At 36.0% G+C, this 20371-nt stretch carries 16 protein-coding genes and 2 pseudogenes; 10 read left to right on the plus strand and 8 right to left on the minus strand.

Translation table 11 applies throughout. The annotated features are described in order from the left end of the window. Positions 1 to 176 precede the first annotated feature (176 nt). Positions 177 to 2951, minus strand: coding sequence for a TonB-dependent receptor plug domain-containing protein (locus tag H5J24_RS18025; protein WP_068939596.1), 2775 nt, complete (start codon positions 2949 to 2951; stop codon positions 177 to 179). A 248-nt stretch (positions 2952 to 3199) separates the two neighbouring features. Then, positions 3200 to 5532: pseudogene (locus tag H5J24_RS18030) on the minus strand (ATP-dependent helicase). A 311-nt stretch (positions 5533 to 5843) separates the two neighbouring features. Here H5J24_RS18030 and H5J24_RS18035 point away from each other — a divergent pair. The 3 genes from H5J24_RS18035 to secG all read left to right on the plus strand — a co-directional run bounded on the left by H5J24_RS18035 (position 5844) and on the right by secG (position 9836). After that, positions 5844 to 7157 (plus strand): M16 family metallopeptidase, encoded by a 1314-nt coding sequence (locus H5J24_RS18035; RefSeq protein WP_068939599.1) that lies wholly within the window; start codon positions 5844 to 5846, stop codon positions 7155 to 7157. A 7-nt stretch (positions 7158 to 7164) separates the two neighbouring features. Continuing rightward, positions 7165 to 9195 (plus strand): M16 family metallopeptidase, encoded by a 2031-nt coding sequence (locus tag H5J24_RS18040; RefSeq protein ID WP_068939601.1) that lies wholly within the window; start codon positions 7165 to 7167, stop codon positions 9193 to 9195. Positions 9196 to 9479: 284 nt separating this feature from the next. After that, positions 9480 to 9836, plus strand: coding sequence for a preprotein translocase subunit SecG (gene secG / locus H5J24_RS18045; protein WP_068939603.1), 357 nt, complete (start codon positions 9480 to 9482; stop codon positions 9834 to 9836). A 290-nt stretch (positions 9837 to 10126) separates the two neighbouring features. Here secG and H5J24_RS18050 read toward each other — a convergent pair whose 3' ends face one another. Both H5J24_RS18050 and recR read right to left on the minus strand, forming a co-directional pair. Next, positions 10127 to 10966, minus strand: coding sequence for a glycosyltransferase family 2 protein (locus tag H5J24_RS18050; RefSeq protein WP_096788265.1), 840 nt, complete (start codon positions 10964 to 10966; stop codon positions 10127 to 10129). Beyond that, positions 10962 to 11573, minus strand: coding sequence for a recombination mediator RecR (recR, locus tag H5J24_RS18055; protein ID WP_068939607.1), 612 nt, complete (start codon positions 11571 to 11573; stop codon positions 10962 to 10964). The genes H5J24_RS18050 and recR overlap by 5 nt, the downstream gene beginning before the upstream one ends. 284 nt (positions 11574 to 11857) lie before the next feature. Here recR and H5J24_RS18060 point away from each other — a divergent pair, with 284 nt between their 5' ends. The 4 genes from H5J24_RS18060 to H5J24_RS18075 all read left to right on the plus strand — a co-directional run bounded on the left by H5J24_RS18060 (position 11858) and on the right by H5J24_RS18075 (position 15193). Then, positions 11858 to 12463 carry an LURP-one-related/scramblase family protein gene (locus H5J24_RS18060; RefSeq protein ID WP_068939609.1) on the plus strand — a complete coding sequence of 202 codons (606 nt, stop codon included), beginning with the start codon at positions 11858 to 11860 and terminating at the stop codon, positions 12461 to 12463. Between the two features lie 20 nt (positions 12464 to 12483). Next, on the plus strand, positions 12484 to 12975 hold the full coding sequence (locus H5J24_RS18065; protein ID WP_068939611.1) for a hypothetical protein: 492 nt from the start codon (positions 12484 to 12486) through the stop codon (positions 12973 to 12975). 121 nt (positions 12976 to 13096) lie between these two features. Further along, positions 13097 to 14539 carry an aminoacyl-histidine dipeptidase gene (locus H5J24_RS18070; protein WP_068939614.1) on the plus strand — a complete coding sequence of 481 codons (1443 nt, stop codon included), beginning with the start codon at positions 13097 to 13099 and terminating at the stop codon, positions 14537 to 14539. Positions 14540 to 14611: 72 nt separating this feature from the next. Then, positions 14612 to 15193 (plus strand): LOG family protein, encoded by a 582-nt coding sequence (locus H5J24_RS18075; RefSeq protein ID WP_068939617.1) that lies wholly within the window; start codon positions 14612 to 14614, stop codon positions 15191 to 15193. A gap of 85 nt (positions 15194 to 15278) precedes the next feature. On the opposite strand, the pseudogene H5J24_RS26245 reads toward H5J24_RS18075, so the two are convergent. Beyond that, a pseudogene (locus tag H5J24_RS26245) lies at positions 15279 to 15368 on the minus strand (ferredoxin); the annotation flags it as partial. 335 nt (positions 15369 to 15703) lie between these two features. On the opposite strand from H5J24_RS26245, the gene H5J24_RS18080 reads away from it, so the two are divergent. Together H5J24_RS18080 and H5J24_RS18085 are read left to right on the plus strand one after the other, a co-directional pair. Continuing rightward, positions 15704 to 16528 (plus strand): DUF4062 domain-containing protein, encoded by an 825-nt coding sequence (locus H5J24_RS18080; RefSeq protein WP_232815749.1) that lies wholly within the window; start codon positions 15704 to 15706, stop codon positions 16526 to 16528. Then, positions 16509 to 16667, plus strand: a complete 159-nt coding sequence (locus tag H5J24_RS18085) for a hypothetical protein (RefSeq protein WP_232815750.1) — start codon at positions 16509 to 16511, stop codon at positions 16665 to 16667. Before H5J24_RS18080 ends, H5J24_RS18085 begins: the two co-directional genes overlap by 20 nt. A gap of 85 nt (positions 16668 to 16752) precedes the next feature. Here H5J24_RS18085 and H5J24_RS18090 read toward each other — a convergent pair whose 3' ends face one another. Beyond that, positions 16753 to 17082, minus strand: a complete 330-nt coding sequence (locus tag H5J24_RS18090) for a 2Fe-2S iron-sulfur cluster-binding family protein (RefSeq protein ID WP_045493683.1) — start codon at positions 17080 to 17082, stop codon at positions 16753 to 16755. A 12-nt stretch (positions 17083 to 17094) separates the two neighbouring features. Continuing rightward, positions 17095 to 18150 (minus strand): NAD(P)/FAD-dependent oxidoreductase, encoded by a 1056-nt coding sequence (locus H5J24_RS18095; RefSeq protein WP_068939621.1) that lies wholly within the window; start codon positions 18148 to 18150, stop codon positions 17095 to 17097. Positions 18151 to 18300: 150 nt separating this feature from the next. On the opposite strand from H5J24_RS18095, the gene H5J24_RS18100 reads away from it, so the two are divergent. Beyond that, positions 18301 to 19071 carry a DUF3108 domain-containing protein gene (locus tag H5J24_RS18100; protein ID WP_068939623.1) on the plus strand — a complete coding sequence of 257 codons (771 nt, stop codon included), beginning with the start codon at positions 18301 to 18303 and terminating at the stop codon, positions 19069 to 19071. A gap of 275 nt (positions 19072 to 19346) precedes the next feature. Here H5J24_RS18100 and pheS read toward each other — a convergent pair whose 3' ends face one another. After that, positions 19347 to 20357, minus strand: coding sequence for a phenylalanine--tRNA ligase subunit alpha (pheS, locus tag H5J24_RS18105; protein ID WP_068939625.1), 1011 nt, complete (start codon positions 20355 to 20357; stop codon positions 19347 to 19349). Between the last annotated feature and the right edge of the window lie 14 nt (positions 20358 to 20371).

The raw sequence follows: 20371 nt of genomic DNA on the forward strand, positions 1-20371 counted from the left end.
GGAGTATCAATTCTGGGAAGCGGCCTATGATTTGAAGACCTGGAAGTAAGGAAGTTATTGAAATCTTTATTATTGTCTGGGGATTCTTTTAACAGATGATTCAGAATGATAGTTTTTACCATAATAAAAAACGGAACCTAAAAATGGGTTCCGTTTTTTATACATCTCAATTTTGATTAAAAATTGAAATTAAGTCTTGTAAACACATACCGTCCGTTCTGCCCAAATTGTGAAGTAGAGCGTGAGTAAATAAACTGATCGTTGTTACTTGAAGCTGGTAGATTTTTGGTAGGATAAATATCAAACAGATTATTAACCCCTACAGTAAGTCCTACATTTTTTGTAAACTGATAGGCCGCAGAAATATCAGTAATGATTTTATCTCCTATTGTTTGATGTTCATTAAATTCAATGATTCCATCTCCATTAGCATCAAGAACATCTGCTCCGGTTACTTTTCCGAAATAGGTATTTCTAAGATAGAAACTAACACCATTCCATGTAAGTGTATGGGATAAACTTGCTTTCACTCTAGGCACAGCCTCTTCCAGATAAATTCTAGATTTTTCAGAGAAATAAACTTTTTCAAGAGCTGGAGATTTCAGCAGTCCTGCAGAGTGAATTTCACCTACCTGTTTAGTCTGATTCAGGTTGATGGCAAAATTGTTATCCAGTTTTACCCCTGAAAATCTTGCATTATGAGCAATAACAATATCCAACCCTTTTGTTTCCGTATCAATAGCATTGGTGAAAAACTGAGCGGCATTCACATTTAATTTATCAAACTCTTTTTGAGCATCAGTAGGGACATCTTTTCTTAAAAACTGATCCGTAAGAATGATTCTGTTATCAATTTTAGTAAAATATCCGTCTGCTGTGAAGGTCAAATTCACGGATGGAATTTTATAGGTAAAACCTAAACTGGCAGATTTTGAAGTTTCCTGCTTCAGTTTTGGGATATTCAGCTGTGCGGCCAATTGAGAATCATTGCTGTATGTTCCTACTTCAAGAAGCTGACCTCCAGTAAATAATGTAGAAGTTACATTATAATAAATCTGGTGAATGGATGGTGCTCTGAACCCTGTAGATCCCGCAAACCTCACATTGAAATTAGGAGCAACCTTGATTCTTGAAGCCAATTTATAGTTAAATGTAGATCCAAAATCTGAATAGTTTTCATATCTCGCAGCAGCATCCACCAATAACCAATTCGTAAAGTTCAATTCTACATCTGCGTAAGCTGCCAGTGACTGTCTGTTTTTGTTCACGGCATTTTCAGGTCTGAATCCACTGAATACCTGAGAACCTCCCGGAAGAGAAGCTCCAAAGAAATCTGTAGGCCGCTGGGTAGCATTGTTCCAAGGATTTCCCAAGACATCATACGTGGTATAAGATGCTTCTTCACCTGCCGTCATTTTAAAGTTTTCAAAGCGGTGTTCCCCTCCAAATGCCACATTCAATCCTTCCAGGACATCATATTTTTTAGAGAAATCTAAATTGATGGTATTTTGGGTAAACCTTAATCCACCTGCATCAAATTCATTAGGAGAAGCAAATCTTAAAGAAGTATTCCCCGTATTTCTGATATTATAGGTAAAAGAGTTCTGTCCAAAAGTATTACTAAAATCAATATTCCATCCCTCCCATTTTCCTTTAATACCTGCTGCTAATGAGATATCCTGGATGTCAGTTCCGATCTGTGGCAGATAACCATTAGGGTATAAACCTGTAAAAGTTCTGCTTTCTCTCGGTCTTCTGTAAAATCCTCCGGAAACACCATGTCTTAAACTATATCCACCAAAAGTATACACTTTCCAGTTATCACTTACAGGAACCTCAGCATTAATGAAAAGCTGGTGGTTATTAAGCTTAGACTGACCCACCTGCATGTTAAAATCTTTTCTGGTAAGGCCTCTGTATGCCAATTCCTGATCAGTAACATCAAAATTTAATAAAGACTGAAGTCCTTTCTGAATAACATTTCCTGCCCCATCTTTTATATCCTGAATAGTAGTGGCTCCCTGTATACCAGCCAATTGGCCAGGAGTAAAATAGTTTACCCCTTGAGCATACTGATGAACATAATCGATAATCTGCTGCGAATTGGGAGTATTATTGATATTACTAAACAGAGAAGAAAGGTTCACACCATCTTTCAATGCACGCTGCTCGATAGCGTTATAAGCATTATAGATTGCGCCTGATTCTGTTCCTGCTCTATACGTTGGATTTCTGAACTGTGAGGACCAGGTGATATTGAAAAAACCGCCTTTCGTTCCGATTTTATTCCCATAGTTCAGGTCTAACTGAATATTCTGTCCGTCAAAATTTCCGGTATGGTCATTGGCTGCAGGCGTTAAATTTCCACCATAGCTGATCTGGCCGGTTAGTTTTCCGGTATCTCTTTTTAATTCAAGATTCATTACCCCTGCGATGGCATCCGAACCATATTGTGCGGCAGCTCCATCTCTTAAGACTTCTATTCTATTCAGAGCAAAGGAAGGAATAGCATTCAAATCGGTTCCTACAGTTCCTCTTCCCGGTGTTCCGTTGACATTGACCAATGCAGAAGTATGTCTTCTTTTTCCGTTAACCAATACCAATACCTGGTCTGGCCCCAGTCCTCTCAGCTGGGCCGGATCCAAATGATCTGTTCCATCAGAATTGGTTTGAACGGTAGAGGTAAAAGAAGGCGCAATGGCATTCAGAATTTGTCCGATATTAGACTGTGGAAGTACCACAGAAGCTTCCTTCAGGTTGAATACATCTACAGGAACCGGACTATCAGCTTTTGATCTTGCACCTGCTCTGGATCCCAGGATAACAACTTCTTCTACTTTATTGGTTTGAGTACTGTCTTTTTTTGTATTGCTGTCTTTCTCTTGTCCATAGGTAAAAACTCCCAGAAAAAAGAGAACAGAAGCAGAAAGAATAGTTTTTTTATTTCTCATATCATTTCGTCAATTTGATTAGATATTCATGTTTTTTGCAGGTGCAAATGTAAAACATATTAATTAGTCTACAAAATCAATAGACTTTGTTTTTGTAAAAAATGATCATCGTTTCTTTCTATCCCTTATTTAAAATTACTATTTTTTTAAATACATGGCAGCAATTCCCAATAAAAAAACGGTTCCATTTTTTATGGAACCGTTTTAAATTTTTATAAAATAGATCTCCGTTTGAGAAACTTTTAGGATTAAATTTTTGTAAGCTTAGCGTACTTCAGAATAAGATTCTTTTCACCTTCATGCATGAATACCACCTTTGCTTTGATATTCTGAGGATCTGTACCATCCAGGAAAGTAACCTCTCCAATCCCGAAACGATCATGTCTCACTTTATCCCCTACTTCAATATCCTGAGAAGAAGCTCCGCTAGGATTGATGATTTTGGCCGTGCTTACCGGTTTCAGTTTTCTTACTTCCTGAGCAGGTTTCGCATTATCTTCCCCTCTGTTAAGCGTCTTTTTTCTACCTTTTTGAAAGATTTTATTTCTGACGGATGTTCATCAAAAATATTGGATTTCACCCCTGAGTTATTGATAAATCTTTTCTCCATCGCAGGATTAAGAAATTCAATATACTCGTCATCAATCTCACTCAGGAATCGTGATGGTTCTGCATCTGTAATTTTCCCCCACTGAAAACGGGAAATGGCATAGGAAAAGAACACCTGTTTTTCTGCTCTGGTTAATGCTACATAAAACAAGCGTCTCTCTTCTTCAAGATCTTCTCTGGTGGCCGAACTCATAAAGCTTGGGAAAAGGTTTTCTTCAAGGCCTACCAGGTGAACTACCGGGAATTCAAGACCTTTGGAAAGGTGAATAGTCATTAATGAAACCATATCATCTTCCAGTTCCTTATCCTGAGTATCTGCAGAAAGTGCAATATTTTCAAGGAAATTGGAAAGACTCGGATCTCCATCTTCCAGCTGTATCTGCTCTTCAATAAACCCTTGCATAGAATTCATTAATTCCTGAACGTTTTCTACTCTTGAGATCCCTTCCGGAGTCTGATCATCTTTCAAAAACTTGATCAGACCACTTCGTTTAGCTACTTCCATAGCCACACTGTAAGCCGTTTCTGTTTTTAACAATACCTGAAATGCCTTGATCATAGACCAGAAATCATTCAGTTTGTTTAAAACGCCATTATTAAGTCCTAGCTGAGGAGCATACATGGGTAGGTTATCAAGAACTTTTGATACGGCAATATTTTGAGCATCCGCAAAAACGATCAATTTATTCTGTGTAGTTTCTCCAATTCCTCGGGTAGGATAATTAATGATTCTCATCAATGCTTCCGAATCATTTTCATTGATTAAAAGTCGCAGATAACCAATTAAATCTTTAACCTCTTTTCTTTGGTAGAACGAAAGACCACCATATACCTTGTACGGAATATTTTTACGTCTCAGTGCATCTTCAAATGCTCTGGTCTGGGAGTTGGTTCTGTATAAAATAGCGAAGTCACTATATTTTCTCTGATCACGGTTACGAAGTTCCCAGATATTTCCAGCGACAAAGTTCGCTTCATCTGCATCAGAAAGGGAACGGTAAATTTTAATTTTGTCTCCCTCTTCATTATCACTGAAAACATTTTTCTTAAACTGCTGTAAGTTTTTAGCAATAACAACATTGGCTGCATTTACAATATTCTGTGTGGAACGGTAATTTTGTTCCAAAGATACTGTAATGGCATCCGGATAATCCTTTTTAAAATTCAGGATATTATAGATATTGGCTCCACGGAAAGAATAAATAGACTGGGCATCATCTCCTACTACACAGATATTTTCAAACTTAGAAGCCAGTGCTTTCACAATAAGATACTGAGAGTGGTTCGTATCCTGATACTCATCTACCATGATATATCTGAATCTGTCCTGATATTTCGCCAGCACCTCAGGAAAACGAGTTAATAATTCGTTGGTCTTCAACAACAGGTCGTCAAAGTCCATCGATCCGTTTCTGAAACATGCTTCTACATATTTTTGGTAAATCTGTCCGATAAATTTCATGTTGGCTTTTTCATCAGCTTCCATCAGTTCCGGATTGTTGAAATAAGCTTTTACCGTTATAAGATTGTTCTTGTAAGTCGAAATTCTTGCCTGAACTTTTTTAGGTTTATAAAGATCAGCATCAATATTCATATCCTTCAGTACTTTTTTAATCACATTCAGGGCATCCTGCTGATCATAAATAGTAAAATTGGAAGGATAACCCAGGAGATGAGCCTCTATTCTTAAAATTCTTGCAAAAACCGAGTGAAATGTTCCCATCCAAAGGCTTCTTGCATTACTGTCTCCTACTACCTTAGCAATACGTTCTTTCATTTCGCGCGCTGCCTTATTGGTAAAGGTAAGTGCCAGGATATTGAAAGGGTCTATTCCATTATGGATAAGGTGGGCAATACGCATGGTAAGCACACGTGTTTTTCCGGAACCAGCTCCTGCAAGTACCATCAGAGGGCCTTGTAAAGAGGTAACGGCTTCATATTGTGATTCATTGAGTCCTTTCAAATAGTCCATACTGCAAAAAAATTTTGGGAACACAAAATTAAGGTATTCAGAGGAGAATTCAAATTATGAAATGTCAATAGTCAATTTTGATAGTCTGTAAAAGCTGATAAGGATAGTAAAATCACTATTGTTTTTTTGTTCAAACGATAATTTAAACGTGAATAGTCAATTCTGCTTCGCAGGTGAATAGTGAATGGCTGTAGTCTATCAAAATTGACAAGCGAAGCGAATTAACCATTCACCACTAGCCTATCAATTTCCAACATTTTTGTAACATTTAATTCACTTTTCCTACTTATTGATAAACAATTTCTAACTTTATGAAAAAGCGACTTCTTTCGGCTGCTGCCGTAGCTTTCTTCGGGCTCATGCTGAATGCACAGCAAATTAAATTCGAAGAGTATGACTTGCCAAACGGTCTTCACGTAATTCTTCATCAGGATAACTCGGCTCCGGTAGTTACTACAGGGGTAATGTACCACGTTGGTGCAAAGGATGAAGTAAAGGGAAGAACCGGTTTTGCCCATTTCTTTGAGCATCTTTTATTCGAAGGAACTCCAAACATTAAGAGAGGAGATTGGTTCAAGATCGTTTCTTCAAACGGAGGACAAAACAATGCCAACACGACCAACGACAGAACCTATTACTACGAAACTTTCCCATCCAATAATGAACAGCTTGGATTATGGATGGAAGCTGAAAGAATGCGTCATGCCGTTATTAATCAGGTAGGAGTAGATACTCAGAGAGAAGTGGTAAAAGAAGAAAAGAGATTAAGAATGGATAACCAGCCTTATGGAAATCTTTTCTCTACAATTCAAAAGAATTTGTTTACCAATCACCCATACAACTGGCCAACCATTGGGTCTATGGAAGATCTGAATGCGGCTAAACTTGAAGAGTTCCAGGCTTTTTATAAGAAATTCTATGTTCCGAACAATGCTACTTTAGTCGTTGCTGGAGATATCAAGCCTGAACAGACTAAAAAATGGATTGAAGAATATTATGGCGGTATTGCAAAAGGAACAGTATATCCAAAAGACTTCCCTAAAGACGCTCCGATCACTCAGGAAAAAGAAGTAACAGCAACAGATCCTAACATCCAGCTTCCGGCGTATGTATTTGCCTACAGAACTCCTGCTAATAAAGAAAAAGATGCTTATGTTTTAGACATGCTTTCTTCTTATTTAAGCAATGGTAAATCTTCTATTTTATATAAAAAATTAGTAGATCAGGATAAAAAAGCACTTCAGGTAGCCGCGTTCAACCAGGGCCTTGAAGATTACAGTATTTTTGCCTTCTTTGCAATCCCAATGGGGCAAACGTCTAAGCAAACTTTACAGACTGATATTGATGCAGAGATTAAAAAACTTCAGACTACTTTAATTTCTGATGAAGATTATCAAAAAATTCAGAATCAGTTTGAAAACCAGTTTGTGAATCAGAACTCAAGCATTCAGGGAATTGCCGCTTCTTTAGCAACGAACCATGTATTGATGGGGAATACCAATCTTATTAACAAAGAGATTGATATCTACAGATCAATCACCAAACAAGATATTCAGAATGCAGCTAAAAAGTATCTGAATCCTAACCAAAGAATCATTATCAATTACGTTCCTGAGAAAAAATAATTTACCCATGAAAAAGCAATTCACCTATATAGCAGCGGCATTTTTATTTGCAGGAATGCTTTCTGCCCAAAAAATTGATCTTAATGCAATGCCAAAGCCAGGACCTACTCCTGCCATCAACATTGCCAAACCAAAAACATTTCAGCTTAACAACGGATTAACTGTAATGGTAGTTGAAAACAACAAACTACCCAGAGTAAATACCACACTTTCGATGGACAGACCTCCTTACAACGAGGGAAATATAACGGGAGTAAGCATGATTATGGCGGAACAGCTGGATAATGGGACAACCAACCTTAGTAAAGATGAATACAATAAGAAAGTAGACTTCTTAGGCGCAAATATCAACTTTTCTTCCAATGGAGCTTCTTCAAACTCCCTTTCAAAATATTTCCCTGAAGTATTGGGATTAATGGCAGATGCTATCGTAAATCCAAAATTCTCTGCAGAAGAGGTTAAAAATGCGAAAGAAAGAATTATTGAAGGATTAAAAGCCGATGAAAAGAATGCTTCCTCTATTGCTGAAAAAGTTTCTAATGCTTTGATGTATGGAAAAAACACTTCAAGAGGAGAATTTGCAACTATTGAGTCCATCAACAAGGTTCAACTTACAGATATTCAAAACATTTACAATAAATACTACGCTCCTGATAATGCTTACTTAGTCATTGTTGGAGATGTGAAATTTGACCAGATCAAACCTTTGGTTGAAAAAGCATTCGGAAACTGGAAAAAGTCAAATACTAAGTTTGCAGCTTTAGAACCAGCCTCGAATGTTGCCAAGACAGAGATCAATGTGGTTGATGTTCCCTCTGCTGTACAATCTGTATTGTCTGTAAGCAACCTGAACAATCTTAAGATGAAAGATCCTAATTACTTCCCTGCTACTATGGCCAACTATATTCTTGGTGGTGGTGGTGAAGCAAGACTTTTCATGAATCTTAGAGAAAAGAACGGATTTACATACGGAGCGTATTCCAGCATGAATGCGAGCAAGTATTCACCAGACTTTTCAGCAGAAACCAGCGTAAGAAATGAAGTTACGGATAAAGCTGTTAAGGAAATGATGAATGAATTGAACGCCATTTCTACCGTTAAGCCAGAGGAATTAGATAATGCCAAGGCCAAACTGAAGGGTTCTTTCATTATGTCGTTAGAAAAACCTGAAACCATAGCAAAATTTGCTCTGAATCAAAAAGTTCAGGATCTTCCGGCAGATTTCTATACCAATTATTTAAAGTCTATTGACAAGGTTACTGCTGCGGATGTATCTAATGCGGTAAAGGCTACCATTCTACCTAACCAGAGCAGAATTTTCATTGCAGGTAAGGCATCTGATATTGCTGAAGGACTTGAAAAATTAGGTTATCCTGTAAAATATTTTGATAAAGAAGCCAATCCGGTAGCAAAACCTACAGCACAGAAAGTGGATGCAAATGTAACGATCGGCTCTGTAGCAGATAAGTACATCAGTGCAATAGGAGGCTTAGCGGCTGTTCAGAAAGTGACTTCCATTACCGCTGATGCTACAACCAAGGTTCAGGGAATGGATATGAACATGAAGCTGATCCAGGGGAAAGGCGGAAAAATGATGATGGAAATGAAAATGATGGGCAATACCCTCCAGAAAATCGTTTTTGATGGTAAAGACGGATATGCTGAAGCACAGGGGCAAAAAATTCCTTTGAACGATAAGCAAAAAGCCTCTATGGCAGAACCGGAACTTTTCCCAGAGCTTACTTTTGCTAAATCAACAGAATTAAAGCTAGCAGGAATCGAAAAATATAACAATGAAGACTCTTATGTGGTAAAGGGTCCAAAACAAACCTATTATTACAGTGTAAAAACCGGTTTAAAAACGGGTGAAATAAAAACTGGTGAAGGAGGTTCTATGCCTACAAGCTTTACTGATTATAAAGACGTATCAGGAGTAAAACTTCCATTTACCATTATTCAGAATATGGGCGGGATGGAAATCAATCTGGCAGTACAGTCCTACCAGCTTAACCAGGCTAAAGATTCTGACTTTAAATAAAAAAGCAAACAATTCTATTAAAAGGCTATCTCAATTTGGGATAGTCTTTTTTAATTATGCTTCACTTTACAGATTTGGAAACTTTACACAATCACACTCCCACTACGATTAAGTTTCATGCCTATTGATCTGACTTATATTTTCAAAGACCTTTTGATATTATTTAAGCATAAATCATTGTTTAATTTCTATTTTTTTTCTTGTTGTGCCATATTTACCGATATCTTTTTTGCCATTCAGTAAAAAAAGATTAAATTTGCCCATTCAAAAAGATATCAAAATTAATGGATACTATATTTACACTATTGATGGTTCTTATTATGATTGCCAGTGTTTTATTGGTAATTGTTGTTATGGCTCAAAACCCAAAAGGTGGAGGTCTTTCCAGTACTTTCGGAGGGGCATCTTCTGCTCAGTTTGGAGTACAAAGAACCAATGATTTCATGGAAAAAGCAACATGGACTCTAGGCGGAACTATCATCGTTCTTATCCTTTTAAGTGTTGTGATCACGGGTAAACCATCACAAGTGGCTCCTACTCAACAGCAACCAGCTAAAAAAGAAGCTCCGGCAAAACAATCTGCTCCTGCTTCTTCAACAACTACTGCACCGGTTTCAACACCAGTTGCACCAGCTAAATAAGAAGATTATTTTTCTACATACAACAAAAGCAACTCAGATCGAGTTGCTTTTTTATTATATTATGTCTTCAATATTTAACTTGGGTAATTATTACCACTTATATTCATGGTGAAAGAATCCCATATATAATTTAGATTCTTCATTTCACTTCTGAACTACGTTCGCAAACCTTCAGTTTGTATTCAGAATGACACCATGAAATAAATAAAGCCTCATTTTATAGAAGTTAAAAAGCAGAAGATTTCATTGATTAATGACCTACAGCTTCTCTCTTCCAGCTCCTAACTTATTTACTTCAGCTTAATCTTCTCAATCTGATGACGAAGCTTTAAGCCTGCTTTTAAAAATGAATACTGCATCGGTTTTGACTCTTTATAATATTTGTCAATAAAGATCTGCATAGCACCATAAAAACGACTCAGGTACACATCATCCTTTACGGTACTTTCTCCTTTATGATGAAGAATAGAGACCTTACCATAATAATAATTTTTATAGCCGTTTCTTATTAGAGTATAGCAAAGGTCAATATCTTCGCCATACATAAAGTAAGATTCATCCAATCCGCCTATCTTTTCATAAACCTCTTTTTTCACCAATAAAAAAGCTCCTGTCATGACTTCAACTTCAGCCACAGCATATTCTTCTATATCGTTTCTATAATAGGATTTAGAATTATTTTTTTTAAAATTGGTGAACAGTTTTTCAAAGGAATTGAACATATCCGGAACCGAACGTTTGCTTTCCGGCAGAAAATTTCCTTCAGCATCATGCATTCGTATTCCCAGGCATCCAAAATCAATCTGGCTATCCGCAAAATCTAAAAGGTCCTTCATATAAAAACCTTCGAACTCCGTATCAGGATTTAAAAGTAATACATATTCTCCTTTCGCAGTTTGTATCGCCTGATTATTAGCTTTTGAGAAACCATCGTTCGCTTCCGAAGGAATAAAGTGTACTTCAGGAAATTCTGAGATAAGATCCCGCCATGAACTGTCTGTAGAGGCATTATCTATTACAATAACCTCGTACTCCACTTCTTTTATATATTGTTGAATAGACAAAAGACAGTTTCTGAGTAACTGGGTGACATTATAATTGACAATAATAATAGACAGCTTCATATTAATCCTTTTCGTTGTAAGGTAATCTGTTGATGATAGATCTTCCCAGTGAGATTTCATCTGCATATTCCAATTCATCTCCTACCGAGATTCCTCTTGCAATGCTTGAAAAATTCACGTTAAAATTTTTAAACTTTTTATAAATATAATAAGCCGTAGTATCCCCTTCCATAGTAGCACTCAATGCGAAGATAAACTCCTTTACCTTTCCTTCATTCAGTTTTCTTTCAATGCTTGGAATATTCAGCTGGCTTGGTCCTACCCCTTCCATCGGAGAAATCTTTCCGCCCAAAATCAGATATTTTCCACCATATTTACCTGTATTTTCAATAGCAATCACATCCCTTACATCCTCTACAATACAAATCAACTCACCACTTCTTTTTTCATTGCTGCAGATCTCACAGATGTCAAAATCAGAAAAATTATGACACTCTTTACAGTATTTTATTTCGTTGACAAGATTAATCAGGGAATTCCCAAGGCTCACCGCTCTGGAATTAGGCTGCTTTAATAAATGTAATGCCAATCTTAAAGCTGTTTTTCTCCCAATTCCAGGTAACCCTGAAATTTCATCAACTGCCTTTGCCAACACTTTACTTGGATAATCCATAGCTACAAAAATAAGCAATATTTAAGGAAAACAATCTATCCTGAAGAGGAGTTTTTTGAGTTTCAGAATACTGAAAAGCCAATGGTCAATCGTCAATTCGCTGCGCTTGTCAACTTTACAGACTACAATCATTCACTATTCGTCTGCAAAGCAGAATTCACTTTTGACGTTTAGATTGTCTCATAATGACAATTTAGATTCCAATTCGGCCGTTATACTCCGAAACTCTAAAAAAACAGCTATATTTGCGGCTTAAATTAAATATGAAAAAAATTAACTAACACATGGTACTTAACAACCTAAATTATCCACTGGATTTCAAGTTTAAAATTTCGACACTAGCCAGTGACTTCAACATTACTGACAAAAATGGAAATTACGTAGCATACGTACGTCAGAAAATGTTCAAACTGAAAGAAGACGTTATCGTTTTCAATGACGAGAGCAAATCAAAAGAACTTTTCAGAATCAGAGCCAATCAATGGATTGATTTTAATGCTTCTTATTCTTTAAATGATATTGTAGACAACAAAAACTATGGAAGATTAGCCAGAAAAGGAATGCGTTCCCTTTGGAAATCAAGCTACGATATTCTAGATGCCAATGATCAACCTAAGTTCAAAGTACAGGAAGACAGTGCATGGGTAAGATTCTGGGATAGCTTAGTAGGCGAACTTCCTATCATCGGAATGTTTACAGGATATTTCCTGAATCCATCTTATACTGTTACCGGTATTGACGGAAAAGCATATTTCAAACTAAAAAAAATGCCTTCATTCTTTGGAAGAAGATTCCAATTAGATAGATTAATCGACATTGATGATGAAGAAGAAAGTTTAGTAATTCTTTCATTATTAATGATGACCCTTCTTGAAAGAGCAAGAGGCTAACATTTCAAAACCACAAACACATGAAATACCTAATCATTTTATTTTCTGCATTTCTTTTAGTATCCTGTAAAAAGGACAAAGAAACAGTTTCTGCGAACACTGCCACAGATTCTTCAAACATAGCCAAGGACTCTGCTACAGCAAGTATTCCTTCTGGGAAAATTCAGATTGAAACCATTTCATTTCCTGAAGAAATCAAAGAATGTTCATGCTATTTTGCAAGGAACAAAGCTGATTTTGAAGCTGAAAAATATATTTATGCTGACGATGCCGGAAAAACAGCTTATATGAAGCTGGATGGTAAAAGACTTGCCATGAATCTGATCTCTTCAAGTGATATGGAAGTGGATGAAGAACTGACCAAAGAAATAGAAAATGAAGGCTATAAAATCTCCGTAAAAGGTAAAAAGATAAAAGGCGAAGAAGCTTTACTCTTTGAAGGTACCCTGACCATTGAAAAACCAGATGGCAGTGTTATTACAACCCCGATCTATGGAGAATGTGGATGTTAACAACAAAAAGTGAATAAGCTCATTCAAAAACTTACTTATTCCTACTTAATAACTCATAAAAATGCTTCTGTAACCTACGGAAGCATTTTTTATTTTGTAAATTTGAGAAAAATAAATTTCAATGGCATTATCTAACATAGAACCGCAAATAATCTGGAAAAATTTCTCCAAATTAAATGCAGTTCCAAGACCATCTAAAAAAGAAGAAAAAGTAATTGCCTTCATCAAAGGATTTGGTGAAGATTTAGGCTTAGAAACTACTGTAGATGAAGTAGGAAACGTAATTATTAAAAAACCTGCTACTGCAGGAATGGAAAATCGTAAATCTATTGTGCTTCAGTCGCATTTGGATATGGTTTGCCAAAAAAACAACGACGTTAATTTCGATTTTGAAACAGAAGGAATCAAAATGGAAGTTGATGGTGACTGGGTAAAAGCAAAAGGAACTACTTTAGGAGCAGATAACGGTTTAGGAGTCGCTACTATTATGTCTATCCTTGAAAGTTCAGATATCCCGCACCCTGCATTAGAAGCTTTATTTACGATTGATGAAGAAACAGGAATGACAGGGGCTATCGGTTTAAAACCAGGACAGCTTACCGGAGAAATCTTATTAAACCTTGATACGGAAGAAGATGATGAAATTGACATCGGCTGTGCAGGAGGTGTAGACGTTACGATTACTCAAAACTATGCTGTAGAAGCTCCAAAAGGACAGATCGTAAGAATTGAAGTAAAAGGCTTACAAGGGGGACACTCAGGAATGGATATCCACAAAGGTTTCGGAAATGCCAACATTATTCTGGGAAGACTTCTTTACAAAGGAATAGAAAATCAAAATGTAGAACTGATCTCTATTGACGGAGGTGGATTAAGAAATGCTATTCCAAGAGAAGGTGTAGCTATTATCTCTGTAAGAAATGCTCAGGAATTCATTCAGGAAGTTACTGCTCTTAAGACAGAAATTTTAGAAGAATTTGCTTCTGTTGAAGCAGGGCTTCAAATCAATATTGAGAACTCTACCTCTTCTGACAAAGCAATTTCAGAAGGTGATTCTAAAAAAGTAATCCTTACTTTAAAAGCTCTTCACAATGGAGTTTACAGAATGAGCCCGGATGTAGCAGACCTTGTAGAAGCTTCTAATAACGTAGCAAGAGTTGAATTGAAAGGTGGTGAATTAAAAATACTTAACCTTACAAGATCTTCAGTAGACTCTTCTAAATATTCTACAGCAGAACAATTGAAATCTGTAGCAGAATTAGCTGGAATGAATGTGGTATTCAGCGGTTCATATCCAGGATGGAAACCAAGACCAGGATCTGAAATTGTACAGATCATGGAAAAGATCTATACAGAGAAGTTCAATGAAAAACCTCATGTAGTAGCTTGCCACGCAGGTTTAGAATGTGGTATCATCGGCGCTAATTACCCTGAAATGGAAATGGTAAGTTTCGGACCCACCATCAGAGGAGCGCACTCTCCTGATGAGAAAGCGAACATTCCATCTGCTCAGAAATTCTGGAGCTTCCTGAAAGATATTTTAGCGAATATTCCTCAGAAATAAAATAGTAAAATAACTATATTCAATATCCAAAGTCTTTTGATTTTGGATATTTTTAATTTAAAACATTTAAATATGAAAAGTATAACAGTATTCTGCGGCTCAAGTTTCGGGTCGGATGATATTTATAAAGAACAAACTTTTTTGCTTGGACAAACCCTGGCAAAACAAGATATACAACTCATTTATGGCGGTTCAGAAACAGGTCTAATGGGAACGGTAGCCAATGGTGTTTTAAGTGAAAATGGTAAGGTAATCGGCGTTCTCCCTCAGTTCTTACAGGCTAAAGAAATTGCCCATAAAAACCTTACAGAATTGGTTCTCGTGGAAACCATGCATGAAAGAAAGACCAAAATGAATGATCTCTGTGATGGAGTCATCGTCCTTCCCGGCGGTTATGGAACTTTAGAAGAGTTCTTCGAAATGATTACCTGGGCACAGCTTGGACTTCACAAAAAACCTATCGGAATTTTAAATATTGACGGTTTTTATAATGATCTGATCCAACTGATTCAAAATATGGTAGATAAAGGATTTTTAAAGCAAGTCAACAAAGATATGCTGTTGGTCAGCGAAAATATTGATGATTTACTTGAAAAGATGAAAAATTATGAAGCTCCTACTGTTTGGAAGGTGATTTCTAAGGATGAAGTATAAAAATTATTCGGAATTTCAATTTACTATAAAAACAAAACCCGTTCGGAAAATCCGAACGGGTTTTGTTAAGATTAAAAAATATTTTCTAAGGATAAGGAGCAATTTCCACTTCAAGCCCTTCCATGGCATCTGCAATATGCAGCTGACAGCCTAATCGGCTATTATCTTTCACATGGGAATCTTACAGAACTTGTTCTTTCCTGCAGCTATGAAACTTTGGAAGAATTCTTCAAAATGACTACCTAGGTACAACTTAGGCTTTATAAAAAACTTATTATTTTAAATATTGATGCTTTTATATTGACCTAATCAATTTGATTGAAAATATAGTGAATAATGGCTTTTTAAAGACTGTAAACTAGAATATGCTTCTCCATCAGTGACAATATTGATGATCTGCTTGAAAAATTAGAAACTATCAGTCTCTAACAGTTGGAAAATAGATTTCTAAAGAAGAAATTTAAAATACTTCTCTTATATTTGACTTTCTCAAAAATTATATAAAAAACTATGGCCAAACCTCGAATTTTTATAAGTTCTACATTTTATGATCTCAAACAAATTAGAACTGATCTTGACCTATTTATAGATACCTTAGGATATGAAACTATAAGAAATGAAGAAGGTGATATTCCTTATGGAAAAGATGATGCTCTTGAAGAATATTGTTATAAAGAAATCAAATCTATTGATATTCTCGTTTCCATAATTGGAGGAAGATTTGGATCAGAGTCTAAAAGAAATAATTCCTCCATATCTCAGATTGAGTTAAGAACCGCTTTAAAAGAAAACAAACAAGTCTACATTTTCATTGAAAAAAATGTTTTAGCAGAATATGAAACCTACTTAATAAACAAGGATAAAGAAATATCTTTTAGATATGTAGATGATGTTAGAGTTTATCAATTTATTGAAGAAATTAAAAACCTGAATAATAACAATAACATCAAAGGATTTGACACAGCTTCAGAAATAAGTAAATATCTAAAAGACCAATTTGCTGGATTATTTCAAAGATTCCTAGAAGAACAAACTAGAGTTAAGGAAGTCTCCTTAATTAAAAATCTTGAAAAAACAGCTCAGACATTAAATAAGATTGTTACAGTTTTAAGTGATGAAAACAAAGAAAAGGATGATGAAATTAACAAAATATTGATGATTAATCACCCCTTAGTTGAAGAGTTGAGAACGATCCTTGATATTCCGTATAATTTTTATATAGAGGGATTTAATGATATGAAAGAATTACTTTCCGCAAGAGGGTATAAACATGAAGTTATTTTGCCTTGGGAGGAAGAAGGAGAGTATGAAGTTTTTGAAAAAATCAAACAATAGAAAAAGATACAAATTAGAAGTTTCTAAATCAATATTTGATGATGATTTAAAACTAAAGTTTATAAAAAAACCAGAATGGAATGATGAATTTGTGTTGCATCAAGAAGAAGAGGAAGATGATGATGAATTTCCTTTCTAAAATAAAAATCGTTTAAAGTTTAAATATAAAAACAAAACCCGTTCGGAAAATCCGAACGGGTTTTATGAAGATTAAAAAATATTTTCTAAGGATAAGGAGCAATTTCCACTTCAAGCCCTTCCATGGCATCTGCAATATGCAGCTGACAGCCTAATCGGCTATTATCTTTCACATGGAAAGCTTCAGCAAGCATAGCATCTTCTTCATCTCCCATTGGTTCTAAGCCCGGATCATTGATTACATAAACCTGGCATGAAGCACACATCGCCATTCCACCACATACCCCAATAGTACCTTCTTCAGCCAATTCATAGGAACGGATAATTTCCATTAAGTTCATGGACATATCCGTTGGAGCTATAACATCGTGGGTTACACCTTCTCTGTCGGTGATTTTAATATTAATATCTGACATAATTCTGCAAAATTAGTCAATTTTTTTCACAACAGCCTTCTCTGCTTCTTTACGGCTTCCGTCAAATCCGTCTACTCCACTTACTGTAGTATATTTTAATACGAATTTTTTGCCAGGATTCAATCTGTTATAAACACTTTGACACATTAAAGTAGCCTCGTGGAAACCACAAAGGATCAATTTTAATTTACCCGGATAGGTATTGATATCTCCGATTGCGTAGATACCCTCAATGTTTGTCTGATAATCAAGAGCGTTGTTTACCACAATCGCATTCTTTTCAATATTTAATCCCCAGTTTCCGATCTCACCCAATTTTGGAGTCAATCCGAATAATGGAATGAAATAATCTGTTTCAATTTCAAAAGCATCTTCACCATCTTTTTGTACAGTGATGGCTTCTACTTTTCCATCCCCTCTGATACCAGTAACTTCAGCAGGGGTAATCAACTTGATTTTCCCTTCGTTTTTCAGATCCTGAACTTTTTCTACAGAATCCAAAGCTCCTCTGAACTCATTTCTTCTGTGGATCAAAGTGACTTCGCTAGCTACATTAGAAAGGAAAATACTCCAGTCAAGGGCAGAATCTCCCCCTCCGGCGATTACTACTTTTTTATTTCTGAAGTGCTCAGGTTCTTTAACGAAATATTCAAGTCCTTTTTCTTCATAATCAGCTACATTTTCGAAAGTAGGTTTTCTAGGTTCGAAAGTACCCAATCCACCTGCAATAGCAATAGCTTTACATCTATGAACAGTACCTTTGTTAGTAACGACTTCAAACCATTCATCATCTACCTTGGTATAAGAAACTGCTGTTTCCCCCAAAGTAAATCCTGGTTGAAACTGCTTGATCTGCTCCATCAAATTATCCACTAATTCTCCAGCGTTTACTGAAGGATACCCTGGAATATCAAAAATAGGTTTCTTCGGATAAAGTTCGGCCAATTGCCCTCCTGGTTGTGGAAGTGCGTCAATAATATGGCACTTCATTTTTAAAAGCCCTGCTTCAAAAACTGCAAAAAGTCCTGTAGGACCTGCCCCTATGATCAATATATCAGTGGTTATCATAATTTAGATAATTTAATTATACATGTAGCTGCAAATTTACTAATTTTAATGCGAAGCATATTTAATTGATTCTAAATAAAAAGCTGAGATTTGTCAAATATCTATCAATTAAGATTTTAATTTTGGCAATGTTTTTGTAAATGTCATGTTATGAAGAAAATTTTAAACCTTTTTGCCGTACTCATATTCTTTTTAGGCTCTGCCCAAATTGATAACATCGCAGATGGCGAATCCATCACTCTTAGAATCCATTATGGGTTCCTGAATGCCGGAACCGCTAACCTTACGACTAAAAAGACCACGTATAAAGGAGAGCCTCATCTATACGTAAAAGGGACCGGGCAGACTACCGGTGCCGTAAAAGCTTTCTTCAAAGTAGAAGACCTCTATGAAAGTTTTATTGACAGCGCAAGCGGATTGCCCAGCTATTATGTTCGAAACGTACGTGAAGGAAGCTATCGCCAGCATTTTGAAACTGCCTTTAATCATGATAACAATACTTTAATCTTAACAGATAAGAAAACACCAGCCAATGGTTCAAAGGTTATCAAATCTGTAAAAGGTGTTCAGGATATGCTTTCCTGTTTCTATTATCTGCGAAGCAAAAGGCCGGATGAGCTGAAAGTAGGAACTGTAATCAACATGAATGTATGGATTGATGATGAAATGTTTCCTTTTCAGCTTAAAGTAATAGGCACTGAGAATTTAAAAACAAAATTTGGGACGATCAATTGTTTAAAAATTATTCCTTCTGTAAAAAGCGGAAGAGTATTCAAAGAAAAAGAAGGGGTAACCATGTGGGTTTCCAATGATGCCAACCACTTGCCAATGCTCTTGAAAGCTGAATTAGCAGTAGGGTCGCTTAAAGCAAGTATTGATGATTACAAAAATGTAAAATATCCCTTAAAGTTTACCAAGTAAACCTATAATCAATTTTAACGAATCAATGTCTGTAATTTTTTACAGACATTTTTTATTTTAAATGTAATAGATATCAAATAAAGATTGTCTTACTAATAGAAGCAGCAACGAGGCTGCAATGTCAATACTTCGATGGAATCCCTTGCCTACCCGAAGTATGGATATAAGAAACAGACACGTGTAAATTTTTCAATAAGATCAGTTTTTAATTACGTTTTGTTTCTTAGGTCAGTAATTAAAAACAAAAACCTCCGGAGCTCCGGAGGTTTATTGTATTATAATGTCTTGAATTGCTCCAAGGATCTTATATCATTTTCGAAGAACATTCTGATATCACTCATTTGGTAAAGAAGCATGGTAATTCTTTCAATACCCATTCCAAATGCGTATCCTGAATATTTCTCAGAATCAATATTTACATTCTTTAATACGGCAGGATCTACCATACCACAACCCATGATTTCTAACCATCCTGTACCTTTGGTAATTCTATAGTCAGTTTCAGAGTTTAATCCCCAATATACATCAATCTCAGCACTTGGCTCAGTGAATGGGAAATAAGAAGGTCTCATTCTGATTTTAGATTTTCCGAAAAGCTCAGTAGTAAAGAACTGGATTGTTTGCTTTAAGTCTGCAAAACTTACATTCTCATCAATATACAATCCTTCAATCTGATGGAAGATACAGTGAGAACGTGAAGAAATTGCTTCATTTCTGAACACTCTTCCCGGAGATAAAATCCTGATAGGCGGCTGGTTTTCTTCCATATAACGAGTCTGTACAGAAGAAGTATGCGTTCTCAAAAGAATATCCGGATTCTGCTCAATGAAGAACGTATCCTGCATATCTCTTGCCGGGTGATATTCCGGAAGATTCAATGCGGTAAAGTTATGCCAGTCATCTTCAATCTCAGGACCATCTGCTACTGCAAATCCAATGGATTTAAAGATTTCAATAATTCTGTTTTTAACCAGGTTGATCGGATGTCTTGATCCCAGATCTAGTGGAAATGCCGGTCTAGTAAGATCTTCTTTTTCTATCACAACAGAAGATGCAGAAGCTGTTTTCAGGTCCTCCAATTTCACAGCAACAGCTTGTTTCAAAGTATTGATCTTCTGTCCGAATTCTTTCTTCTGATCGTTAGGAACTTCTTTAAATTTTTCAAAAAAATCATTCAGAACTCCTTTTTTACCGTTGTACTTGATACGGAAGTTCTCTATCTCTTCCTTAGAGGTAGCATTGAAGCCGTTTACTTCGATCAGTAGTTCTTCTATCTTTTCTATCATTATTTTACCCTTTC

Origin of the sequence: Chryseobacterium capnotolerans (assembly GCF_021278965.1) — a bacterium.
Classification (GTDB): domain Bacteria; phylum Bacteroidota; class Bacteroidia; order Flavobacteriales; family Weeksellaceae; genus Chryseobacterium; species Chryseobacterium capnotolerans.

Excerpts from the sequence above, each read along its gene's own strand:
- H5J24_RS18025 (WP_068939596.1), bottom strand. The coding sequence starts at position 2,951 with ATGAGAAATAAAAAAACTATTCTTTCTGCTTCTGTTCTCTTTTTTCTG.
- H5J24_RS18035 (WP_068939599.1), top strand. The coding sequence starts at position 5,844 with ATGAAAAAGCGACTTCTTTCGGCTGCTGCCGTAGCTTTCTTCGGGCTC.
- H5J24_RS18040 (WP_068939601.1), top strand. The coding sequence starts at position 7,165 with ATGAAAAAGCAATTCACCTATATAGCAGCGGCATTTTTATTTGCAGGA.
- secG (WP_068939603.1), top strand. The coding sequence starts at position 9,480 with ATGGATACTATATTTACACTATTGATGGTTCTTATTATGATTGCCAGT.
- recR (WP_068939607.1), bottom strand. The coding sequence starts at position 11,573 with ATGGATTATCCAAGTAAAGTGTTGGCAAAGGCAGTTGATGAAATTTCA.
- H5J24_RS18060 (WP_068939609.1), top strand. The coding sequence starts at position 11,858 with ATGGTACTTAACAACCTAAATTATCCACTGGATTTCAAGTTTAAAATT.
- H5J24_RS18065 (WP_068939611.1), top strand. The coding sequence starts at position 12,484 with ATGAAATACCTAATCATTTTATTTTCTGCATTTCTTTTAGTATCCTGT.
- H5J24_RS18070 (WP_068939614.1), top strand. The coding sequence starts at position 13,097 with ATGGCATTATCTAACATAGAACCGCAAATAATCTGGAAAAATTTCTCC.
- H5J24_RS18075 (WP_068939617.1), top strand. The coding sequence starts at position 14,612 with ATGAAAAGTATAACAGTATTCTGCGGCTCAAGTTTCGGGTCGGATGAT.
- H5J24_RS18080 (WP_232815749.1), top strand. The coding sequence starts at position 15,704 with ATGGCCAAACCTCGAATTTTTATAAGTTCTACATTTTATGATCTCAAA.
- H5J24_RS18090 (WP_045493683.1), bottom strand. The coding sequence starts at position 17,082 with ATGTCAGATATTAATATTAAAATCACCGACAGAGAAGGTGTAACCCAC.
- H5J24_RS18095 (WP_068939621.1), bottom strand. The coding sequence starts at position 18,150 with ATGATAACCACTGATATATTGATCATAGGGGCAGGTCCTACAGGACTT.
- H5J24_RS18100 (WP_068939623.1), top strand. The coding sequence starts at position 18,301 with ATGAAGAAAATTTTAAACCTTTTTGCCGTACTCATATTCTTTTTAGGC.
- pheS (WP_068939625.1), bottom strand. The coding sequence starts at position 20,357 with ATGATAGAAAAGATAGAAGAACTACTGATCGAAGTAAACGGCTTCAAT.